The following is a 15962-nucleotide window of genomic DNA, read 5'->3' as shown; positions in this document are numbered from 1 at the left end:
CGTCAATGTTCAAAGTGCTTCGCGACTGGATAGAGCGCTACTTCTCCGATGAGGAAGCAGTGGTGCTGGCGGTCCTGCTGTTCCTCGCCTTTACTGCGGTGCTCACCCTCGGAGGCATGCTCGCGCCGGTGCTGGCGGGCATGGTCCTGGCGTTCCTGATGCAGGGCCTGGTCAATGCCCTGGAGCGCTTGCGCGTGCCGACCCGGCTGGCGGTGACGCTGGTGTTCGCCCTGTTCATGGGGGCGCTGGCGGTGTTCCTGCTGGTGCTGGTGCCGCTGCTCTGGCACCAGCTGATTACCCTGTTCAACGAGCTGCCGGGGATGCTCGGCAAGTGGCAGTCGCTGCTCTTGCTGCTGCCTGAACGATATCCGCATCTGGTCTCGGATGAACAGGTGTTGCATGCGATCGAATCGGTACGTGGCGAAATCGGCAAGTTCGGCCAATGGGCGCTGACTTTCTCGCTGTCGAGCCTGCCGCTGTTGGTCAATGCGATGATCTATCTGGTGTTGGTGCCGATCCTGGTGTTCTTCTTCCTCAAGGACCGGGTGCTGATCGGACGCTGGGTTAGCAGTTACCTGCCGCGTCAGCGCACCTTGCTGAACCGGGTGGGTAGCGAGATGAACCGGCAGATCGCCAACTACATCCGCGGCAAGGGTATCGAAATCCTGATCTGCGGGATTGCCACCTACATCGCCTTCATCAGCCTGGGGCTCAATTACGCCGCGTTGCTGGCGCTGCTGGTGGGGCTGTCGGTGGTGGTGCCCTATGTGGGCGCGGTGGTGGTGACCGTGCCGGTAACGCTGATCGCGCTGTTCCAGTGGGGCTGGGGTGACCAGTTCATCTACCTGATGACGGTGTACGCGATCATCCAGGGGCTGGATGGCAACGTGCTGGTGCCGTTGCTGTTCTCCGAGGCGGTGAGCCTGCACCCGGTGGCGATCATCTGTGCGGTGCTGCTGTTTGGCGGGCTTTGGGGGTTCTGGGGGATCTTCTTTGCGATCCCGCTGGCGACCTTGATCAAGGCCGTGCTGGATGCCTGGCCCAGGCAGGAAGCCAGCGTCTCACCGATGCTTTGATGCAATTGGGGCCGCAAAGCGGCCCCAAAATCTCAGGCCTTGTTCAGCGCCTGGGCCGCAGCCAACACGGCATCCACATGCCCAGGCACCTTCACCCCACGCCATTCCTGGCGCAGCACACCGCCTTTGTCGATCAGGAAGGTGCTGCGGTCGACGCCCATGTATTCCTTGCCATACAGCTTCTTCAGCTTGATCACGTCGAACAGCTGGCACAGGGCCTCGTCCTTGTCGCTGATCAGCTCGAACGGGAAACCTTGCTTGGCCTTGAAGTTCTCGTGCGATTTGATGCCGTCGCGCGACACGCCGAACACCACGGTGTTGGCGGCGGCAAAGGCGTCATGCTGGTCGCGGAAGCCCTGGCCTTCGGTGGTGCAGCCCGGGGTGCTGTCCTTCGGGTAGAAGTACACCACCACCTGCTGGCCCTTGAGCTCGGCCAGGCTGACGGTCTGGCCGCTGGTGGCCTGGGCCTGGAAATCGGCGACGGGTTGGTCGAGTGCTACTGCCATGGTCGGTTTCCTTACATGGGGTTCTGTGGACGCCACGGCTCGATCAGGGCATCGAGGTTCAGGGCATCGGCGAAGTCCAGGAACTGGTCGCGCAGCCAGCTGATCTGGGTGCCGGCCGGCAGGATCACGGTGAACTGGGCGTTGAGCATGCTGCTGCCGGTCTGCGGCGCGAGGTAGGTGTCGCAGGTCATGGCTTCGAGCTCGACGCGGTGGTCGAGGAAGAACTGGCACAGTTCGTTGATGATGTCCGGGCGATAGGCGGCGCTGACGTACGCCACGTAGGGCAGGGCCTGCGGGCGCACTTCCTGGTCGGCGCTGCGCACCACGTCGAGGGTCAGGCCGTGTTTCTTGCCCAGGCCCGGCAGCATGGCTTCGAGGCGCGCCAGGGCATCCCAGCTGCCGCCTACCTGCAGCACCAGGGCGCTGGTCTCGCCGTGGCGGCTCAGGCGCGAGGTGACCACCGCGCAGCGGTTTTCGAAGGCGGCGCGGCTGAGGACGTTGGCCAGCTCCATGGGGTTGGGGCCCAGGGCGCTGATGACAAGGAATTGTTCGCGGACGGTGGGGGTGGACATGCAGCATTCCTAAAGCGATGAGCGGTCGGTGCAGGACGGGCGAAAGCCTCCTGTCGGCAGGGCCCGGGGCTCGCATGCGAGGACGTGGACGCTGGCCGGGGAGCAGGGTCGACGGCCCGGCGGGCCGCGCTGCACCGATCAAAGGATCAAGGGTAGCGAAATAAGGCGCCGAGGGGAATGCTCCGCCTGCCTGCTTCGCTTGTGCAAGGCCGATGCCCCCAGTACCATTACCGCTCTCTTTTTCCGGCAGGAGCAGTTACATGATTGCGGGCAGTATGGTGGCGTTGGTCACACCCATGGATGCACAAGGGCGTCTGGACTGGGACAGCCTCGACAAACTTGTAGACTTCCACCTGGAAAACGGCACCCACGCGATCGTCGCTGTCGGCACCACCGGTGAGTCGGCCACGCTGGATGTCGAAGAACACATCCTGGTCATCAAGCATGTAGTCGAACGCGTCAAGCACAGCAACAAGCGTATTCCGGTCATCGCCGGCACCGGTGCGAACTCCACTGCCGAAGCCGTGCACCTGACCCAGAACGCCAAGAATGCCGGTGCCGACGCCTGCCTGCTGGTGGTGCCGTACTACAACAAGCCGACCCAGGAAGGCCTGTACCAGCACTTCAAGCACATCGCCGAAGCCGTCGACATTCCGCAGATCCTCTACAACGTGCCGGGCCGCACTTCCTGTGACATGCAGGCCGAGACCGTGATCCGCCTGTCGACCGTGCCGAACATCATCGGCATCAAGGAAGCCACTGGCGACCTGGTCCGTGCCAAGGCGATTCTCGATGGCGTCAGCAAGGACTTCATCGTCATGTCCGGCGACGACCCGACTGCCGTCGAGCTGATCCTGATGGGCGGCAAGGGCAACATCTCCGTCACCGCCAACGTCGCCCCGCGCGAAATGGCCGACCTGTGCGAGGCCGCCCTTGAGGGCAATGCCGAGAAGGCCCGCGCAATCAACGAAAAACTGATGCCGCTGCACAAAGACCTGTTCTGCGAAGCCAACCCGATCCCTGTGAAGTGGGCGCTGGTGGAAATGGGCCTGATGCACAAAGGCATTCGCCTGCCACTGACCTGGCTGAGCGAAGGTTGCCACGAAAAAGTCCGTACTGCCTTGCGCCAGTCCGGCGTACTGGTTTAAGAGGAAGTACACCGCATGAAGCGACTGGCTGGTCTTTCCGCGCTCGCCCTGATCATTTCCAGCACCAGTGGGTGTGGCTGGCTGTGGGGCGAGGATGGCTATTTCCGCGACCGCGGCAGCGATTACCTGCAGGCGCACCCGACTGCGCCGATGCAACTGCCGCCGGACGCAGGCAACGTCAAGCGTCTTGACCCGTTGCTGCCGATCCCGCGCAACGTTGCCGACGATCGTGCCACTGGCGAGTTCGAAGTGCCGCGTCCGCAACCGCTGACCGCTGGCGCCGAAGCCAGCGACTACACCCTGCAGCGCAGCGGCAGCAGCCGCTGGGTTCTGGCCCAGCACTCGCCGGCCGAAGTGTGGCCGGTGGCGCACCAGTTCTTCGAGGACAATGGCTTCCGCATCGCTGAAGAACGCCCGCAGACTGGTGAATTCAACACCACCTGGCAGCGTTTCGACGAACTGTCGGCATCGCTCGGCCAGCGTCTGTCGAGCACGGCCAGCAGTGGCGACAGCGAAGTGCGCGTCCGTGTGCGCATCGAGCCTGGCGTGCAGCGCAACACCTCCGAGGTATACATCGTCAGCGTCGAACGCCCGGCCGGCAGCACCGCCGACACCGCATTCCCGTCCACGTCGGCCAACACCGGTGCCGACGCGCTGCTGGTCGACGAAATGCTTGCCAGCATGAGCCGCAGCGCCGAGAAGGGCGGTTCGGTCTCCCTGTTGGCTGCGCGTGACTTCGACGCCCCTAGCCGTGTCAGCCTGAGCGAAGACGGCAGCGGCAACCCGGTGCTGTTCCTCGGCTCGGACCTGGACCGCGCCTGGTCCGGCGTGGGCCGTGCGCTTGAGCAGGGCGGCCAGTGGCGCGTCGAGGACATCAACCGCAGCCTGGGCCTGTACTACATCAACCTGTCGGAAAAGCCTGACGACAAGCAGAACGAGCCTGGCTTCTTCAGCCGCATGTTCGGCAGCGCACCGACCAAGGAAGAGCGTGAAGCCCGTGCCGAGCGTTATCAGGTGCGCCTGAGCAAGGTCGGCGAAAGCGTGCAGGTTACCGTCGAGAAGAACATCAACACCGTGGCCCCGGCCGATGTCGCCCGCCGCGTGCTGAGCGCCATTCAGGACCATCTGGGCTAAGTGCGCTTCGCGGTACTCGGAAGCGGCAGCCAGGGAAATGGCACGCTGATCGCCAGTGGTGACACGTTCATCCTGGTCGATTGCGGCTTTTCCCTGCGTGAAACCGAGCGGCGCCTGGCGCTGCTCGGGGTGTCGGCGGCACAACTGAGCGCCGTGCTGGTCACCCACGAACATGCCGACCACGTGCATGGGGTGGGGTTGCTGTCACGGCGCTACAATGTACCGGTCTACCTCAGCCAAGGCACATTGCGCGGCATGCGCAAGCCGGTGGAGGTGGCCGGTTTTCTCGCTTGTGGCGAGCGGCTGCAGATCGGTGGCCTGGAAGTGAGCGCGGCGCGGGTCGAACACGACGCCTACGAGCCGCTGCAGTACGTGTTCAGCGACGGCAAGCGGCGTTTCGGCATGCTCACCGACCTGGGTTCGTACGATGCGCTGCTGCTCGAGCGCTACCAGGGCCTGGACGCACTGCTGATCGAAGCCAACCACTGCCGCGACCTGCTCGCACGCGGCCACTACCCGGCTTTCCTCAAGCAGCGGGTGGGTGGCATGCAAGGACATTTGAACAACCACCAGGCCGCGCGCCTGGTGCAAGAGTTGGGCTGGAACAACCTGCAGCACCTGGTGCTGGCCCACCTCAGTAGCAAGAACAACCTGCCACACTTGGCCCGCCAGTGCTTCGTCGACACCCTCGGGTGCGACCCGGACTGGCTCCAGGTGGCGAATCAGGAACACGGGCTCGACTGGCGCGAAATCGCCTAGCCCAACACCTCAGCAAGCGGAGCCCAATCATGGAAAAACGCGACGAACTCTACCGCGGCAAGGCCAAATCGGTTTACAAGACCGACGACGCCGACCGCTTGATCCTGCTGTTCCGTAACGACACTTCGGCGTTCGACGGCAAGCGCATCGAACAGCTCGACCGCAAAGGCATGGTGAACAACAAGTTCAACGCCTTCATCATGCAGAAGCTCGAAGAAGCCGGCGTGCCGACCCAGTTCGACAAGCTGCTGGGCGACAACGAGTGCCTGGTGAAGAAGCTGGACATGATCCCGGTCGAGTGCGTGGTGCGCAACTACGCCGCCGGCAGCCTGGTCAAGCGCCTGGGCGTGGAGGAGGGCATCAAGCTGGAGCCGTCCACCTTCGAACTGTTCCTGAAGAACGACGAGAAGGGCGACCCGTTCATCAACGAATCCCACGTTGTCGCCTTCGGCTGGGGCACCGCCGAGCAGCTGGTCGAGATGAAAAAGCTGTCGCTGAAGGTCAACGAAGTGCTGAGCAAGCTGTTCGATGACGCCGGCCTGCTGCTGGTCGACTTCAAGCTGGAGTTCGGCGTGTTCCACGGCCAGATCGTCCTGGGTGACGAGTTCAGCCCGGACGGCTGCCGCCTGTGGGACAAAGAAACCCGCAAGAAGATGGACAAGGACCGCTTCCGCCAGGGTCTGGGCGACGTGATCGAAGCCTACGAAGAAGTTGCCAAGCGCCTGGGCGTGCCGCTGTAAGGCGCGCGTTCACGCAAGCGTCTGATACCACGCGATTTTTTTTGAAAAAAGATTTGCCTTTCAAGAAAACGCTGGTATGATGCGCGGCATTGGAGAGATGCCGGAGTGGTCGAACGGGACGGATTCGAAATCCGTTGTACTGGCAACAGTACCTAGGGTTCAAATCCCTATCTCTCCGCCATACAAGATGAAGCCCCGCAGATTAACGTCTGCGGGGCTTTTTCGTTTCTGGCTTTCTATAACCCGCTTGTCCGATACGGGGGGCTGAATGTAGCGCGGCTCCAGGGATTTTCAACATCTGGTGTTAGTATTTCATCATCCCTAGCTCAGCATCGTCCAGCAGTGTCTTGGACAGTGCATTCAGGTAATGCGAGGCCCAGATAAGCTTCTGGTTGTCTTCCAGCAAACCGGTCAGGGTCAGGTCGTGGGCGTAGCTCATGAGTTCTGACGCTTGCTCGCGGGCAGCTTGGTCTGAAGTAAAACTGTAAGCGAAGTTGTATTGCGCTAGAATGCGCCGGCAAAACGCTACTAGCGCCCAGGCTCCCCACGTGTAATGACTACGCGTCCTGGTCGATCACCTTGTTCTGACATGGATTGGTTGGATGCTTCTCGCCGTACTGGTTCTCATCAATGCCCGCTGCTTGCCGGGCAGATTGTCGCTCAACGCCCAGCCGTTGCCGCGCACCAGTGCCGCCATCCCCTTGCAGATTCCTCACAACATCACCACGCCCGGCCTGTCGTTGGCCGTCGCGCGCGTGCGCCTGTTCACCCAATGGAAATGGAGTGCTCCACTTGCGTAAGAAATTCGTCGCTTCCCTCTTGGCGGTCGCCATCGCCTCTACCACGGCCTGTGCACCGCTCGGGATCAGCAAAGAGCAAGCGGGCACCGTGATCGGTGGCCTGGCCGGTGTGGCCATCGGCTCAACCCTGGGCAGTGGCAACGGCAAGATCGCCGCCGCCCTGATCGCTGGCGGTATCGGCGCCTACGTCGGCAACCGCATCGGCCATCACCTCGACGAGAAGGACCAGCAGGCGCTGGCGCTGCGCACTCAGGAAGTGCTGAGCCAGCCGACTGCCAGCGCCCAGCCGGTGACCTGGAAGTCCGACCACTCCGGTGCCACCGCGCAGATCACCCCCGGCAAGGAATTCACCAAGACCAAACAGGTCGAGGTCAAGCGCGCGCCGAAGATCCAGGCGGTGCCGTCGATGAAGCTGATCAACGAGCCTTACGTCACCATCAGCGACAACCTCAACGTGCGTGCTGCGCCCAACGCCAATGGCGAGAAGGTGGGTAGCCTGAAGAACCACACCGAGTTCACCGCTGTGGGCTCTACCGGTGATTGGGTGCTGGTCGGTCGCAAGGGCGTGACCGTCGGCTACGTGCACAAGAACTTCGTCGAGCCCAAGGCCCAGGCCGTTGCCAAGCGCGTGACCCCAGCCGTCAACCTGGACGAGCTGGACGTTGCCGCCAGCAAGGAAACCCAGGGCTTCGACCTCGACTCCATCCAGTCGCTGCCGACCCAGACCGTGGCCGCCGAGGCCGCTTGCCGTCCGGTCACCGTCAGCCTGCAGTCGCAAGGCGGGCAAACCGAGCAGGAGCAGAACACGTTCTGCAAACAAGCCAACGGCACCTGGGAACTGATCTGAGGAACTCCATGAAAAAGCACGCGCTCACGCTGGCTGTGATCGGCGCTTGTGGTCTGGTACCGCAGGCGTTCGCCCACGAGCTGGCCTTCTCGAAGAAAGACAACATCAAGGTCGAAGTACCAGGGGACGCCAGCAACTGGTGCAAACCTGACGTCGAAATGACCATCACCCGCCCAGCCTGGGACGATCAGGCGCTGCTCTCGGGCCTGCTGACCAAGCTGCCGTTCGTGTTCGCCAAGGACTGCGCGACGGCCAAGGTCTCGTGGAAGGCGGTTGACGGCACCGGCAAGCTGTTCGCCAGCGGCTCGGGCAACGCGTCCAACCTGGGCCTGGTGACACTCGCGGCGGCGCCTGCCGCAGCGCCTGCCGCGGCCGAAGCGCCAGCCCCGGCCCCGGCAGCATCCGCGCCAGCTCCGGCGCCGGAGCCCGCTCCGGTTCCAGCCCCAGCCCCTGCTGCCGAGCCGGCCAAGGTAGAAGCACCGGCTGCGCCTGCATCCGTAGCCACAGCGCCAGCGCCGGTCCCAGCCCCTGCTGCTGAGCCAGCCAAGGCAGAAGCACCGGCGGCTCCAGCTCCGGTAGCCGAAGCGTCAGCACCTGCACCAGATCCGGCACCGGCTTCGGCCGTAGCCGCTGCCCCCACCGCAGATTTCGGCCGTTCACTGGTCCTGCAGAACCCGAAGCTGATGCAAATCACCGACGCCGCCGGCTGTAAATGGGTGCTCAGCACTTCGACCATCAGCGATGGTGACAACCTGGCATTCGGCGCCACCCCGGCCATGCCGTGTCCGGCGTCCGGCTTTGCCGAGGGCAGCTTCGAGAAACTGTCGTGGAAAGTGCCCGGCACCTACCGTGGCGATAACTGGAGCCGTGTCTACGTTCACCCGAGCACCCTGGTCTTCAACAAGAACTTCGAAGCTGCGGTAAAGAACAAGGCGGTGGCCTACGTGTCGCCGGAAGCGGACCAGGCAGCCTTCCTGGTGGGTGAGATCCCCGGCCGGCAGATGAAGGTGTATCTGACCTTCCAGCGTTCGAACTGGGGCGCGCTGCGGCCGTTCAGCAGCGACCCTTACTACGTTGCGGTAACCCCCGACGAGTCGTTTGCCCTGGATGCTGCCAAGTACCGCGAGGCGGCGGTCGAAGTGTTCGAGCTGATCAAGGCCACTTCGCCGAGCACCACCGACGTGGCCACCTTGCTCATCGCGAAGAGCCTGTCGGCGATCGCGGCTAATGGCTGGAACGACAACCAGCAGAAGATCGTCCGCAACCGCATCGGCCTCAACCGCAATGGCTTGTTCTTCGATGTGCGCGAAGGCACTAACTGGACGGTCGAGCGTGAACGGCAGAGGCTGCGCGAAGAGCGTGAGCGCCAGGCCGAACTCGCCCGCGTGCACACCCGTGTGCTGGCGCGCTACGAGCAGTTGCAGGCCGGCATGAACGAATACAAGGGGCGTGAAACCGAAGCCCTGGCGCAGATGGCTGGTATCAAGGTGCGCATCGACTCGCCGCTGGCCCTGCAGAACCCAGGTTCGTTGGCCACCGTAGTGCCGATGATGGTGCACGTCACCGGCAACAAGGGCGACTTCTACACCATCGACTTCCCGAGCAAGGGCCGCCTCGTCTCAGATGAAGAATACGCCGAGGGCTGGTACGTCGCCCGGGTGGCCAACGCCACGCCGTACTATCCGCTGGAAGATGGCCGGGCCATTCCGACCTACCGTGCCTACGGCATCGGCGTGCCACAGGCCTGCAAGCAGGACAAGTGTGCCGATCAGGTCTCCTTCGGTGCAGTGCTGGCCAAGGAATTTCCGGGTGCAGGCATCGACTTCAGCTGGACCCCAGAGGTCTCCCAACGGTTCGTGAACGACTGGAAGAACGCTTCCGCCCAGGTCCAGTGAGGCAAACACCATGACAATTCAGATGAACAAGAAGCAGCTGCTGATCGGCGGTGTTGCGGCAGCGGTGCTGGTACTTGGCGGTGGCTACGCGATGCTGTCCAGCTCCGGCAAAAAGGCCGCGATGGCCTATTACGAGGACTTCAAGGAGCGCTATTTCCTTGAGGATGTGCTGTCGGAGGGCGACATCTCCTATTCGGCGTTTTCCGGCAACCTGACCGTGGCCGACCCGGAGATCCGCATGGCCGCAGCGCAGACCAATGGCGCCGAGCAGTTCATGCGCAGCCTGTCGGGGATGTTGGAGTCGGCCCGTGGCGGTTCACCGGAAGAGGGCCTGGCCGGCTGGGCCAAGTACCAGCTCGATGCCACGGCCAGCCGCTACACCGCAGGCGTGTACCTGAAGGCCGATGCGCTGAAGCTGGCCCACGAGGGCGACAGCAAGGACGGCAAGATCCACATCCAGCTGATCGGCATGCAGATGGGCAACCCCTACCTGTCGCGCAAAGGTGCCGAGCTGGTGCTGGTGTCGGATGTCAACGACGAGATCCAGCCACGTGCCGAGCTGACCGCAAACGGCCGTGCCACCCAGTCGGACTTCGCCTGGGGCGCCAACCTGGCGGTACGCCAGCCGGTGACCGGGGCGTTTCTGGTCAGCAGCACCGGTGCTTATGGCACCACGGTCGATCTCGACTTCACCCTGCAGCGGTCCAGCGATGGCGAGGGGTCGATGGAGTTCGTGGTGACCCACCGCAATGATGGCTCGAAAGTCGGCGAAATCGTGCGCAAGACTGACTTCCAGTCGCTGCCGGAGCTAGATGATGTGGAGCTTCAGCTCAAGAATGCCCTGAGCGGCCTGATCGTCGGCGCCTACAGCTCGTTCACGGGTCAGGCGGTGCTGGCCGAAGCGGTGAGTGGCTTTGCGCGCAAGGCCAAGGTCGAGCACTACAGTGTCAGCTACAGCGGCTTCAAACCACTCAAGGAAGCCTACAGCGCCTTCCAGGAAGGCGCGCCGAAGGCCAAGTTCGCGGCGTTCTGTGACGAGGTCGGGCTTTCCACCTGGAGCAGTGACTTCGGGGCCAAGGGCAAGAACCACAGCGATTCGGAATGTGCCATCGGGCAGAAGCTGGTCGAGGATGGCACGTTCGAGGAGGCTTACAAATTCAAGGAAGGCAAGAGCCTGTTCGCGGCGTTGTTCGTGAGCAAGGCGTACGAGCTGGAAACCGACTGACTTTTACTGCGTAATGACAAAGCCCCTGGAAATGATCTGTTTCCAGGGGCTTTTTTGCTGCTGCTCTGAGTGGACTGCCCGTCTTGGCATTCGTGTGGAGGCGGACATCGAGCGCCGCCCGCGCGGCGCATCGCGAGCTGCGCTCGCTCCTACGTTTGTTTCCGGCCAGTAACGCCTGTGACAGACGCGCGCGACCGCCTGGTTAGTACGACAGAATATCGAGTCATGCGCCAAGGCGTAAGCGCGAAAATCCCCAAGGGAGCGCCAAGCCACTTCACCACATGGAAGGCGGCGGGTAGGCGGCCAGCAGGGTGGCGACGCCGGCCACGGCCAGCCACAACAGCACCTGGTCACCGAGGATCAGGCTTATTGCAGCTTGGATCCAATGCTTGGGTTCTGTATCATCCCGCCGCCATCAGAAAGATGGCCGAAGATGAAGCATTTAAAGGACTTAGTATGAAAAAGCTGTTCAAGGCCACTGTCGCCGTTGCTGTAGTTTCCGGCGTTGCCCTGCTGTCGGGCTGCACTGGCCAAGTCTACAACCAGCAGAAAAACTGCTCGTACGACTACCTGTTCCACCCTTCGGTTTCCATCTCCAAGGTCATCGGCGGCTGCGGCCCGATCGATAAGCTGCCTCAGCCGCAGTAAAGCCTGGTGATCCCCAGATCTCGCCGCTAGCGGCCTGATCCGAAACCCCCGGTCATGCAAATGGCCGGGGGTTTTTGTTAGCTGAAGCTTTTGCCCTGGGTGTAGAAGGGGATCGATTGCAACCCCTCGACAGCCTTCAACGTTTCTGGCGAGCGCTCGCGCAAGGTGGAAAACGCAAGGTAGGTGCGCACGCTCAGCTCCGGCGCACCGGCCACGGTGTGCAGGCGCCCGTCGGCCAAATGCTCTTTGACCATGAACTGCGAGAAATACGCCGAACCGCCGTGCTTGAGGATGTACTCCAGGGCGATGGTTTCCTGGGTAATCGAAAGCCGATGGCGCCGGGTGCCGGGGAAGGCGTCGTTGTGCTGCTCGCTGAACGAGCGGCCCCAGCTGATGTATACGTAACCTTCGCCGTGCCCTGCGAACACGGTATCGGCCTGGGTCGATACCAGTTGCAGCGGTTCTTCGAGAAACGGTTCGAGGATCACGTCGGGCCAGTGGTGCGGCTCATAGAGGATCGCCAGGTCCAGCAACCCTTCGCGCAGTTCGTTCATCAGCAGGATCGAATAGTCCGATTGCACCTGGGTGGCGACTCGCGGCTGGTGCTGCTCCATCCACTCTACCCAGTCGGCAGTGATACTGCCCCAGTGGTTCATTGGCAGGCCCAGGCTGACCGTGCTGCGCATGTCGGTGGGCAATGCCACGTCCTGCTGGGCACGCTCCCAGGCACTGATCACCGACACCGCATGGCGGTAGAACAGGTTGCCGCCGGAGGTCAGGGTGACGCCGTGGCGACTGCGGCTGAACAGCGGGCGGTTGAGGCGCTCTTCGAGGGCCTTGATCCGTGCGCTGACCGAAGACTGGGTGATGTGCAGGCGCTCGGCAGCCTTGTGGAAGCTGCCGCTGGCGGCCACTTCGATGAAGGCCCGCAGGTGCTCGATGTTCATGATGTGACCGTCGTCAGAGGGCGAGCCGGCTGGCCCGACTCGCCGATACTATCTGCACTCAGGCCCAGATGTCGCCGATGGTGAAGCCTTCCGGGAACGGGTCGTCGTGGTCGAGGACGAAGGTGTTCAGGCCGTAGATCCAGCTCTTGCCGGTGATGGTCGGGACCACGGCCGGTTTGCCGCCAATGGTGGTTTCATCGATCAGGCGGCCGGTGTAGACATTGCCCAGTAGCCCCTGGTGGCGGAAGTCGCGGTGCAGCGGCAGCTCGCTCTTGGCGTGCAGCGTGGCCATTTTCGCCGAGGTGCCGGTGCCGCAGGGGCAGCGGTCCAGGGCCCCCGTCCAGGTGCTCGGGTCGTCCCAGGAAAACGCGCCGCTGGCCATGGTAACGGCATTCTTCCAGTCGGCGTTGGGGTCTTCGCTGGGGCCGGACAGCTGGGAAATGGTGATGCCAATGCCGGGGTAGTCAGGGTGGACAACCGGCAACTGCTCGATGGCGGCCTGGCGGATCATCGACGATACCCGGGCGATCTCGCCGCCGTGCTCGGGGATCAGTTGCAAGCCCTTGAACTGGCGCACGTCGGCAATTACGTAGAACATGCCGCCCCAGCCCACGTCCACGCGTACCTTGCCCAGGTGCGGCACGTCGATTTCGGCGTCGATATGCGCAGCGAACGCCGGCACGTTCTGGAAGGTGACCGCCTTGACCTTGCCACCTTGGCATTGCGCCTGGATGCGGATCAGCCCGGCCGGCGCTTCCAGTACCAGCTCGGTGAGCGGCTCGCGCATCGGCAACATACCCATTTCCAGCAGCACGGTGACTACCGAGATGGTATTGCCGCCGGACATCACCGGGTACTCGATCTGCTCCATGATGATGTAGCCGGCGTCGGCTTCGGGGTGGCTGGGCGGGACGATGATATTGCAGCAGTGGGCCGGGTAGCCGCGCGGTTCGCGCAGCATCAGCTTGCGCAGCTGATCGTCGTTGGCTTCCAGCCATTTCATCCTGGCGTGCACGCTGTCGCCGGGGATATGCGGGATGCCACCGGTGATCACGCGCATGGGCGTGCCGGCGTGGGTGTCTACGGCGTGGATGGTACGTTTGAATGACATGCGGGGCGGCCCTTTATTGTGGTGTTTGAGCGGGGTCTTGGCCGCAGGATAAAGGGGCGGGGTGGGGCTGTAAGGCGAATAATTCCGATCGGGTGATCGCTTTTTTGAATGGGCATTGGTGTTTGCCTGCACGGGCCTCTTCGCGCTGCTATGGCTTCCATCAGCGTTTGGCCAGCATGAGACAACCTGTCGTCTTGCCTATTGCTGTGCAATTTGTATGTGCTGGCATTTCGGTTACAATCAGCGAAACGATTCAGCCTTGTCGGTCAATTCGACAAAAGCCTGGGGCGTTATCTGGTTCTCTGGCTGCTGAACAATTATCAACAACAAGCCTGCGCTGAAGAACAAGGAATATTTTGGGTCAGCCACAGGCCCACCCTCCGTTCTACTGACTGGAATTGATCAATGTTCAAGAAAGCTGGCAAGACCTTGCTGGGTCTGGCTGTCGCTGCGAGCTTCATGCAAGCGCACGCCGCAGAAACCAAGAAAGTCGATGTGCTGCTGGTCGGCGGCGGCATCATGAGCTCCACCCTGGCCGTGTGGTTGCACGAGCTGGAGCCAAGCTGGTCGATGGAAATGGTCGAGCGCCTGGACGGCGTCGCCGAAGAAAGCTCCAACGGCTGGAACAACGCCGGTACCGGCCACTCCGCGCTGGCCGAGCTGAACTACACCCCGGAAGACAAAGACGGCAAGGTCAACATCTCCAAGGCCATCGAAATCAACGAAGCCTTCCAGATCTCCCGCCAGTTCTGGTCGTGGCAGGTTCGCCAGGGCGTGCTGAAGAACCCGCACTCGTTCATCAACACCACCCCGCACATGAGCTTCGTGTGGGGCGATGACAACATCAAGTTCCTCAAGAAGCGTTACGACGCGCTGCAGGCCAGCCCGCTGTTCCGCCCGATGCAGTACTCCGAGGACCACGCGCAGATCGCCAAGTGGGTCCCGCTGATGATGGAAGGCCGTGACCCGAACCAGAAGCTGGCGGTCACCTGGACGCCCATCGGCACCGACGTCAACTTCGGCGAAATCACCCGCCAGTTCGTTGGCCACCTGCAGACCCAGAAAGGCTTCGACCTGAAGCTGTCCAGCGAAGTGCAGGACATCACCCGCAACAAAGACGGCTCCTGGCACGTCGAGTACAAGAACCTCAAGGACGGTACCGAATCGGCCACCGACGCCAAGTTCCTGTTCATCGGTGCCGGCGGCGGCGCGCTGAAGCTGCTGCAGAAGTCGGGCATTCCTGAAGCCAAGGAATATGCAGGCTTCCCGGTGGGCGGTTCGTTCCTGGTAACCGAAAACCCGACCATTGCCATGCAGCACATGGCCAAGGCCTACGGCATCGCCTCGACCGGCGCGCCACCCATGTCGGTACCGCACCTGGACACCCGCGTGCTGGACGGCAAGCGCGTGATCCTGTTCGGCCCATTCGCCACCTTCTCGACCAAGTTCCTGAAGAACGGTTCGTACCTGGACCTGCTGAGCAGCACCACCACCCACAACGTGTGGCCGATGACCAAGGTCGGTATCGACCAGTACCCGCTGGTCGAGTACCTCGCCGGCCAGCTGATGCTGTCGGATGACGATCGCTTCGAAGCCCTGCGCACCTACTTCCCGAACGCCAAGAAGGAAGACTGGAAACTGTGGCAGGCTGGTCAGCGCGTGCAGATCATCAAGCGTGACGAAGAGAAGGGCGGCGTGCTGAAACTGGGCACCGAAGTGGTGGCTTCCCAGGACCGCACCATCGCCGGCCTGCTGGGCGCCTCGCCAGGTGCTTCGACCGCCGCGCCGATCATGCTGAACGTGCTGGAAACCGTGTTCAAGGAAAAGGTCGCTACCCCTGAGTGGCAGGCCAAGATCAAGGAAATCGTACCGAGCTACGGTACCAAGCTGAACGACTCGGCGGCGGCCACCCAGAAAGAGTGGAACTACACCGCTGAAGTGCTGCAGCTGGAGAAGCCACCGGTGATCGACGACAGCGTCGGCACCACTGTGGCGCCGAGCAAGCCGGTTGAAAGCAAGCCAGAGAACGACATGGCGCTGTAATCAGGCGATGTGGGTCAGAAAGAGCCACGGGTGATCCCCGTGGCTTTTTTTATTGCGGTTTCGGCAAGGGGCTGTCGATGGCAAGCTCCTGCAGCACCTCGGTCAGGTCGAGGTCCACGGCCAGCGCCAGGAAACTCACGTCACCTGCGTCACTGACGGGGAACACTTTCGCTTCGGTGGCAGCCCTGAGCACCACCTGATCGCCGTGCATGATGTGCAGTTCCGAGCCATCGGGCATTTCCAGCTTCAAGCTTCCCGAGGTGGCGAAGAGCAGCAGGTCGTTGCCCGGGCTCAAGTGTGCAGCCGCATGCAGATGGCGATACTCGGCAATCCAGCCATCGCGCAGAAACGTCTTGCTCAAGGCATAGGCCAGCGAGCATTCCAGTGACAGGTCAGCCATTTCTTCGATCACCCGGTCACGTGGAACCTGGGGCATCAGGCGGGAAAACTCACTCAGGTTGGTCAGGGTGACTTTCCGGCGGGCAAGGCTCATAGCGGTTTCCTTTTCAGA

16 protein-coding genes, 1 tRNA gene and 2 pseudogenes are annotated in these 15962 nt (G+C 62.4%); 12 read left to right on the top strand and 7 right to left on the bottom strand.

The genetic code is table 11. The features are described from left to right. The first annotated feature begins 5 nt into the window (after positions 1-5). Positions 6-1076, top strand: coding sequence for an AI-2E family transporter (locus C2H86_RS05245; protein WP_159411713.1), 1071 nt, complete (start codon positions 6-8; stop codon positions 1074-1076). 32 nt (positions 1077-1108) lie between these two features. Here C2H86_RS05245 and C2H86_RS05240 read toward each other — a convergent pair whose 3' ends face one another. Beyond that, on the bottom strand, positions 1109-1582 hold the full coding sequence (locus C2H86_RS05240) for a peroxiredoxin (RefSeq protein WP_159411712.1): 474 nt from the start codon (positions 1580-1582) through the stop codon (positions 1109-1111). Positions 1583-1593: 11 nt separating this feature from the next. Continuing rightward, on the bottom strand, positions 1594-2154 hold the full coding sequence (locus tag C2H86_RS05235) for a glycine cleavage system protein R (protein WP_013973793.1): 561 nt from the start codon (positions 2152-2154) through the stop codon (positions 1594-1596). Positions 2155-2414: 260 nt separating this feature from the next. Here C2H86_RS05235 and dapA point away from each other — a divergent pair, with 260 nt between their 5' ends. From dapA to C2H86_RS05210, 5 genes are all read left to right on the top strand, one after another. Then, entirely contained in the window at positions 2415-3302 is an 888-nt protein-coding gene (gene dapA / locus C2H86_RS05230) for a 4-hydroxy-tetrahydrodipicolinate synthase (protein ID WP_159411711.1), read from the top strand. A gap of 15 nt (positions 3303-3317) precedes the next feature. After that, positions 3318-4436: an outer membrane protein assembly factor BamC gene (gene bamC / locus C2H86_RS05225; RefSeq protein WP_159411710.1), complete on the top strand. Its 1119-nt coding sequence runs from the start codon at positions 3318-3320 to the stop codon at positions 4434-4436. Beyond that, positions 4437-5195 (top strand): MBL fold metallo-hydrolase, encoded by a 759-nt coding sequence (locus C2H86_RS05220; protein ID WP_103446262.1) that lies wholly within the window; start codon positions 4437-4439, stop codon positions 5193-5195. It abuts the gene before it with no gap. 29 nt (positions 5196-5224) lie between these two features. Then, on the top strand, positions 5225-5935 hold the full coding sequence (purC, locus tag C2H86_RS05215) for a phosphoribosylaminoimidazolesuccinocarboxamide synthase (protein WP_011535129.1): 711 nt from the start codon (positions 5225-5227) through the stop codon (positions 5933-5935). 91 nt (positions 5936-6026) lie between these two features. Next, positions 6027-6116, top strand: a tRNA-Ser gene (locus tag C2H86_RS05210). 123 nt (positions 6117-6239) lie between these two features. Here the strand turns inward: C2H86_RS05210 and C2H86_RS05205 are convergent. Continuing rightward, positions 6240-6404, bottom strand: a pseudogene (locus tag C2H86_RS05205) (DUF3077 domain-containing protein); the annotation flags it as partial. Between the two features lie 133 nt (positions 6405-6537). Between C2H86_RS05205 and C2H86_RS05200 the strand changes: the two are divergent. The 4 genes from C2H86_RS05200 to C2H86_RS05185 are packed head-to-tail and all read left to right on the top strand — an operon-like array spanning position 6538 to position 10702. After that, positions 6538-6735, top strand: coding sequence for a hypothetical protein (locus C2H86_RS05200; protein ID WP_159411708.1), 198 nt, complete (start codon positions 6538-6540; stop codon positions 6733-6735). Next, positions 6728-7582 (top strand): SH3 domain-containing protein, encoded by an 855-nt coding sequence (locus tag C2H86_RS05195; RefSeq protein WP_159411707.1) that lies wholly within the window; start codon positions 6728-6730, stop codon positions 7580-7582. The genes C2H86_RS05200 and C2H86_RS05195 overlap by 8 nt, the downstream gene beginning before the upstream one ends. 8 nt (positions 7583-7590) lie before the next feature. Further along, the gene (locus C2H86_RS05190; RefSeq protein WP_159411706.1) at positions 7591-9477 is read left to right on the top strand and encodes a hypothetical protein; all 1887 of its coding nucleotides are present in this window, start codon (positions 7591-7593) and stop codon (positions 9475-9477) included. A 10-nt stretch (positions 9478-9487) separates the two neighbouring features. Beyond that, on the top strand, positions 9488-10702 hold the full coding sequence (locus C2H86_RS05185) for a hypothetical protein (RefSeq protein ID WP_159411705.1): 1215 nt from the start codon (positions 9488-9490) through the stop codon (positions 10700-10702). A gap of 260 nt (positions 10703-10962) precedes the next feature. Here C2H86_RS05185 and C2H86_RS05180 read toward each other — a convergent pair. Next, a pseudogene (locus C2H86_RS05180) lies at positions 10963-11069 on the bottom strand (lysine transporter LysE); the annotation flags it as partial. Between the two features lie 89 nt (positions 11070-11158). Here C2H86_RS05180 and C2H86_RS05175 point away from each other — a divergent pair. Next, entirely contained in the window at positions 11159-11350 is a 192-nt protein-coding gene (locus C2H86_RS05175; RefSeq protein ID WP_008097338.1) for a DUF4223 family protein, read from the top strand. A 77-nt stretch (positions 11351-11427) separates the two neighbouring features. On the opposite strand, the gene C2H86_RS05170 is transcribed toward C2H86_RS05175, so the two are convergent. Together C2H86_RS05170 and C2H86_RS05165 are read right to left on the bottom strand one after the other, a co-directional pair. After that, entirely contained in the window at positions 11428-12297 is an 870-nt protein-coding gene (locus tag C2H86_RS05170; protein ID WP_159411704.1) for a LysR family transcriptional regulator, read from the bottom strand. A 58-nt stretch (positions 12298-12355) separates the two neighbouring features. Next, the gene (locus C2H86_RS05165) at positions 12356-13408 is read right to left on the bottom strand and encodes a proline racemase family protein (RefSeq protein ID WP_159411703.1); all 1053 of its coding nucleotides are present in this window, start codon (positions 13406-13408) and stop codon (positions 12356-12358) included. A gap of 405 nt (positions 13409-13813) precedes the next feature. Here C2H86_RS05165 and mqo point away from each other — a divergent pair, with 405 nt between their 5' ends. Then, the gene (gene mqo, locus C2H86_RS05160) at positions 13814-15451 is read left to right on the top strand and encodes a malate dehydrogenase (quinone) (RefSeq protein WP_159411702.1); all 1638 of its coding nucleotides are present in this window, start codon (positions 13814-13816) and stop codon (positions 15449-15451) included. 49 nt (positions 15452-15500) lie between these two features. Here the strand turns inward: mqo and C2H86_RS05155 are convergent, their stop codons facing one another. Beyond that, positions 15501-15944 carry a hypothetical protein gene (locus C2H86_RS05155; protein ID WP_159411701.1) on the bottom strand — a complete coding sequence of 148 codons (444 nt, stop codon included), beginning with the start codon at positions 15942-15944 and terminating at the stop codon, positions 15501-15503. Positions 15945-15962: the final 18 nt, after the last annotated feature.

It is taken from the genome of Pseudomonas putida (assembly GCF_009883635.2).
GTDB classification, from domain to species: domain Bacteria; phylum Pseudomonadota; class Gammaproteobacteria; order Pseudomonadales; family Pseudomonadaceae; genus Aquipseudomonas; species Aquipseudomonas putida_W.
Note: the sequence above shows the minus strand (reverse complement) of the source record. Positions and strands in the feature narration are given on the sequence as shown.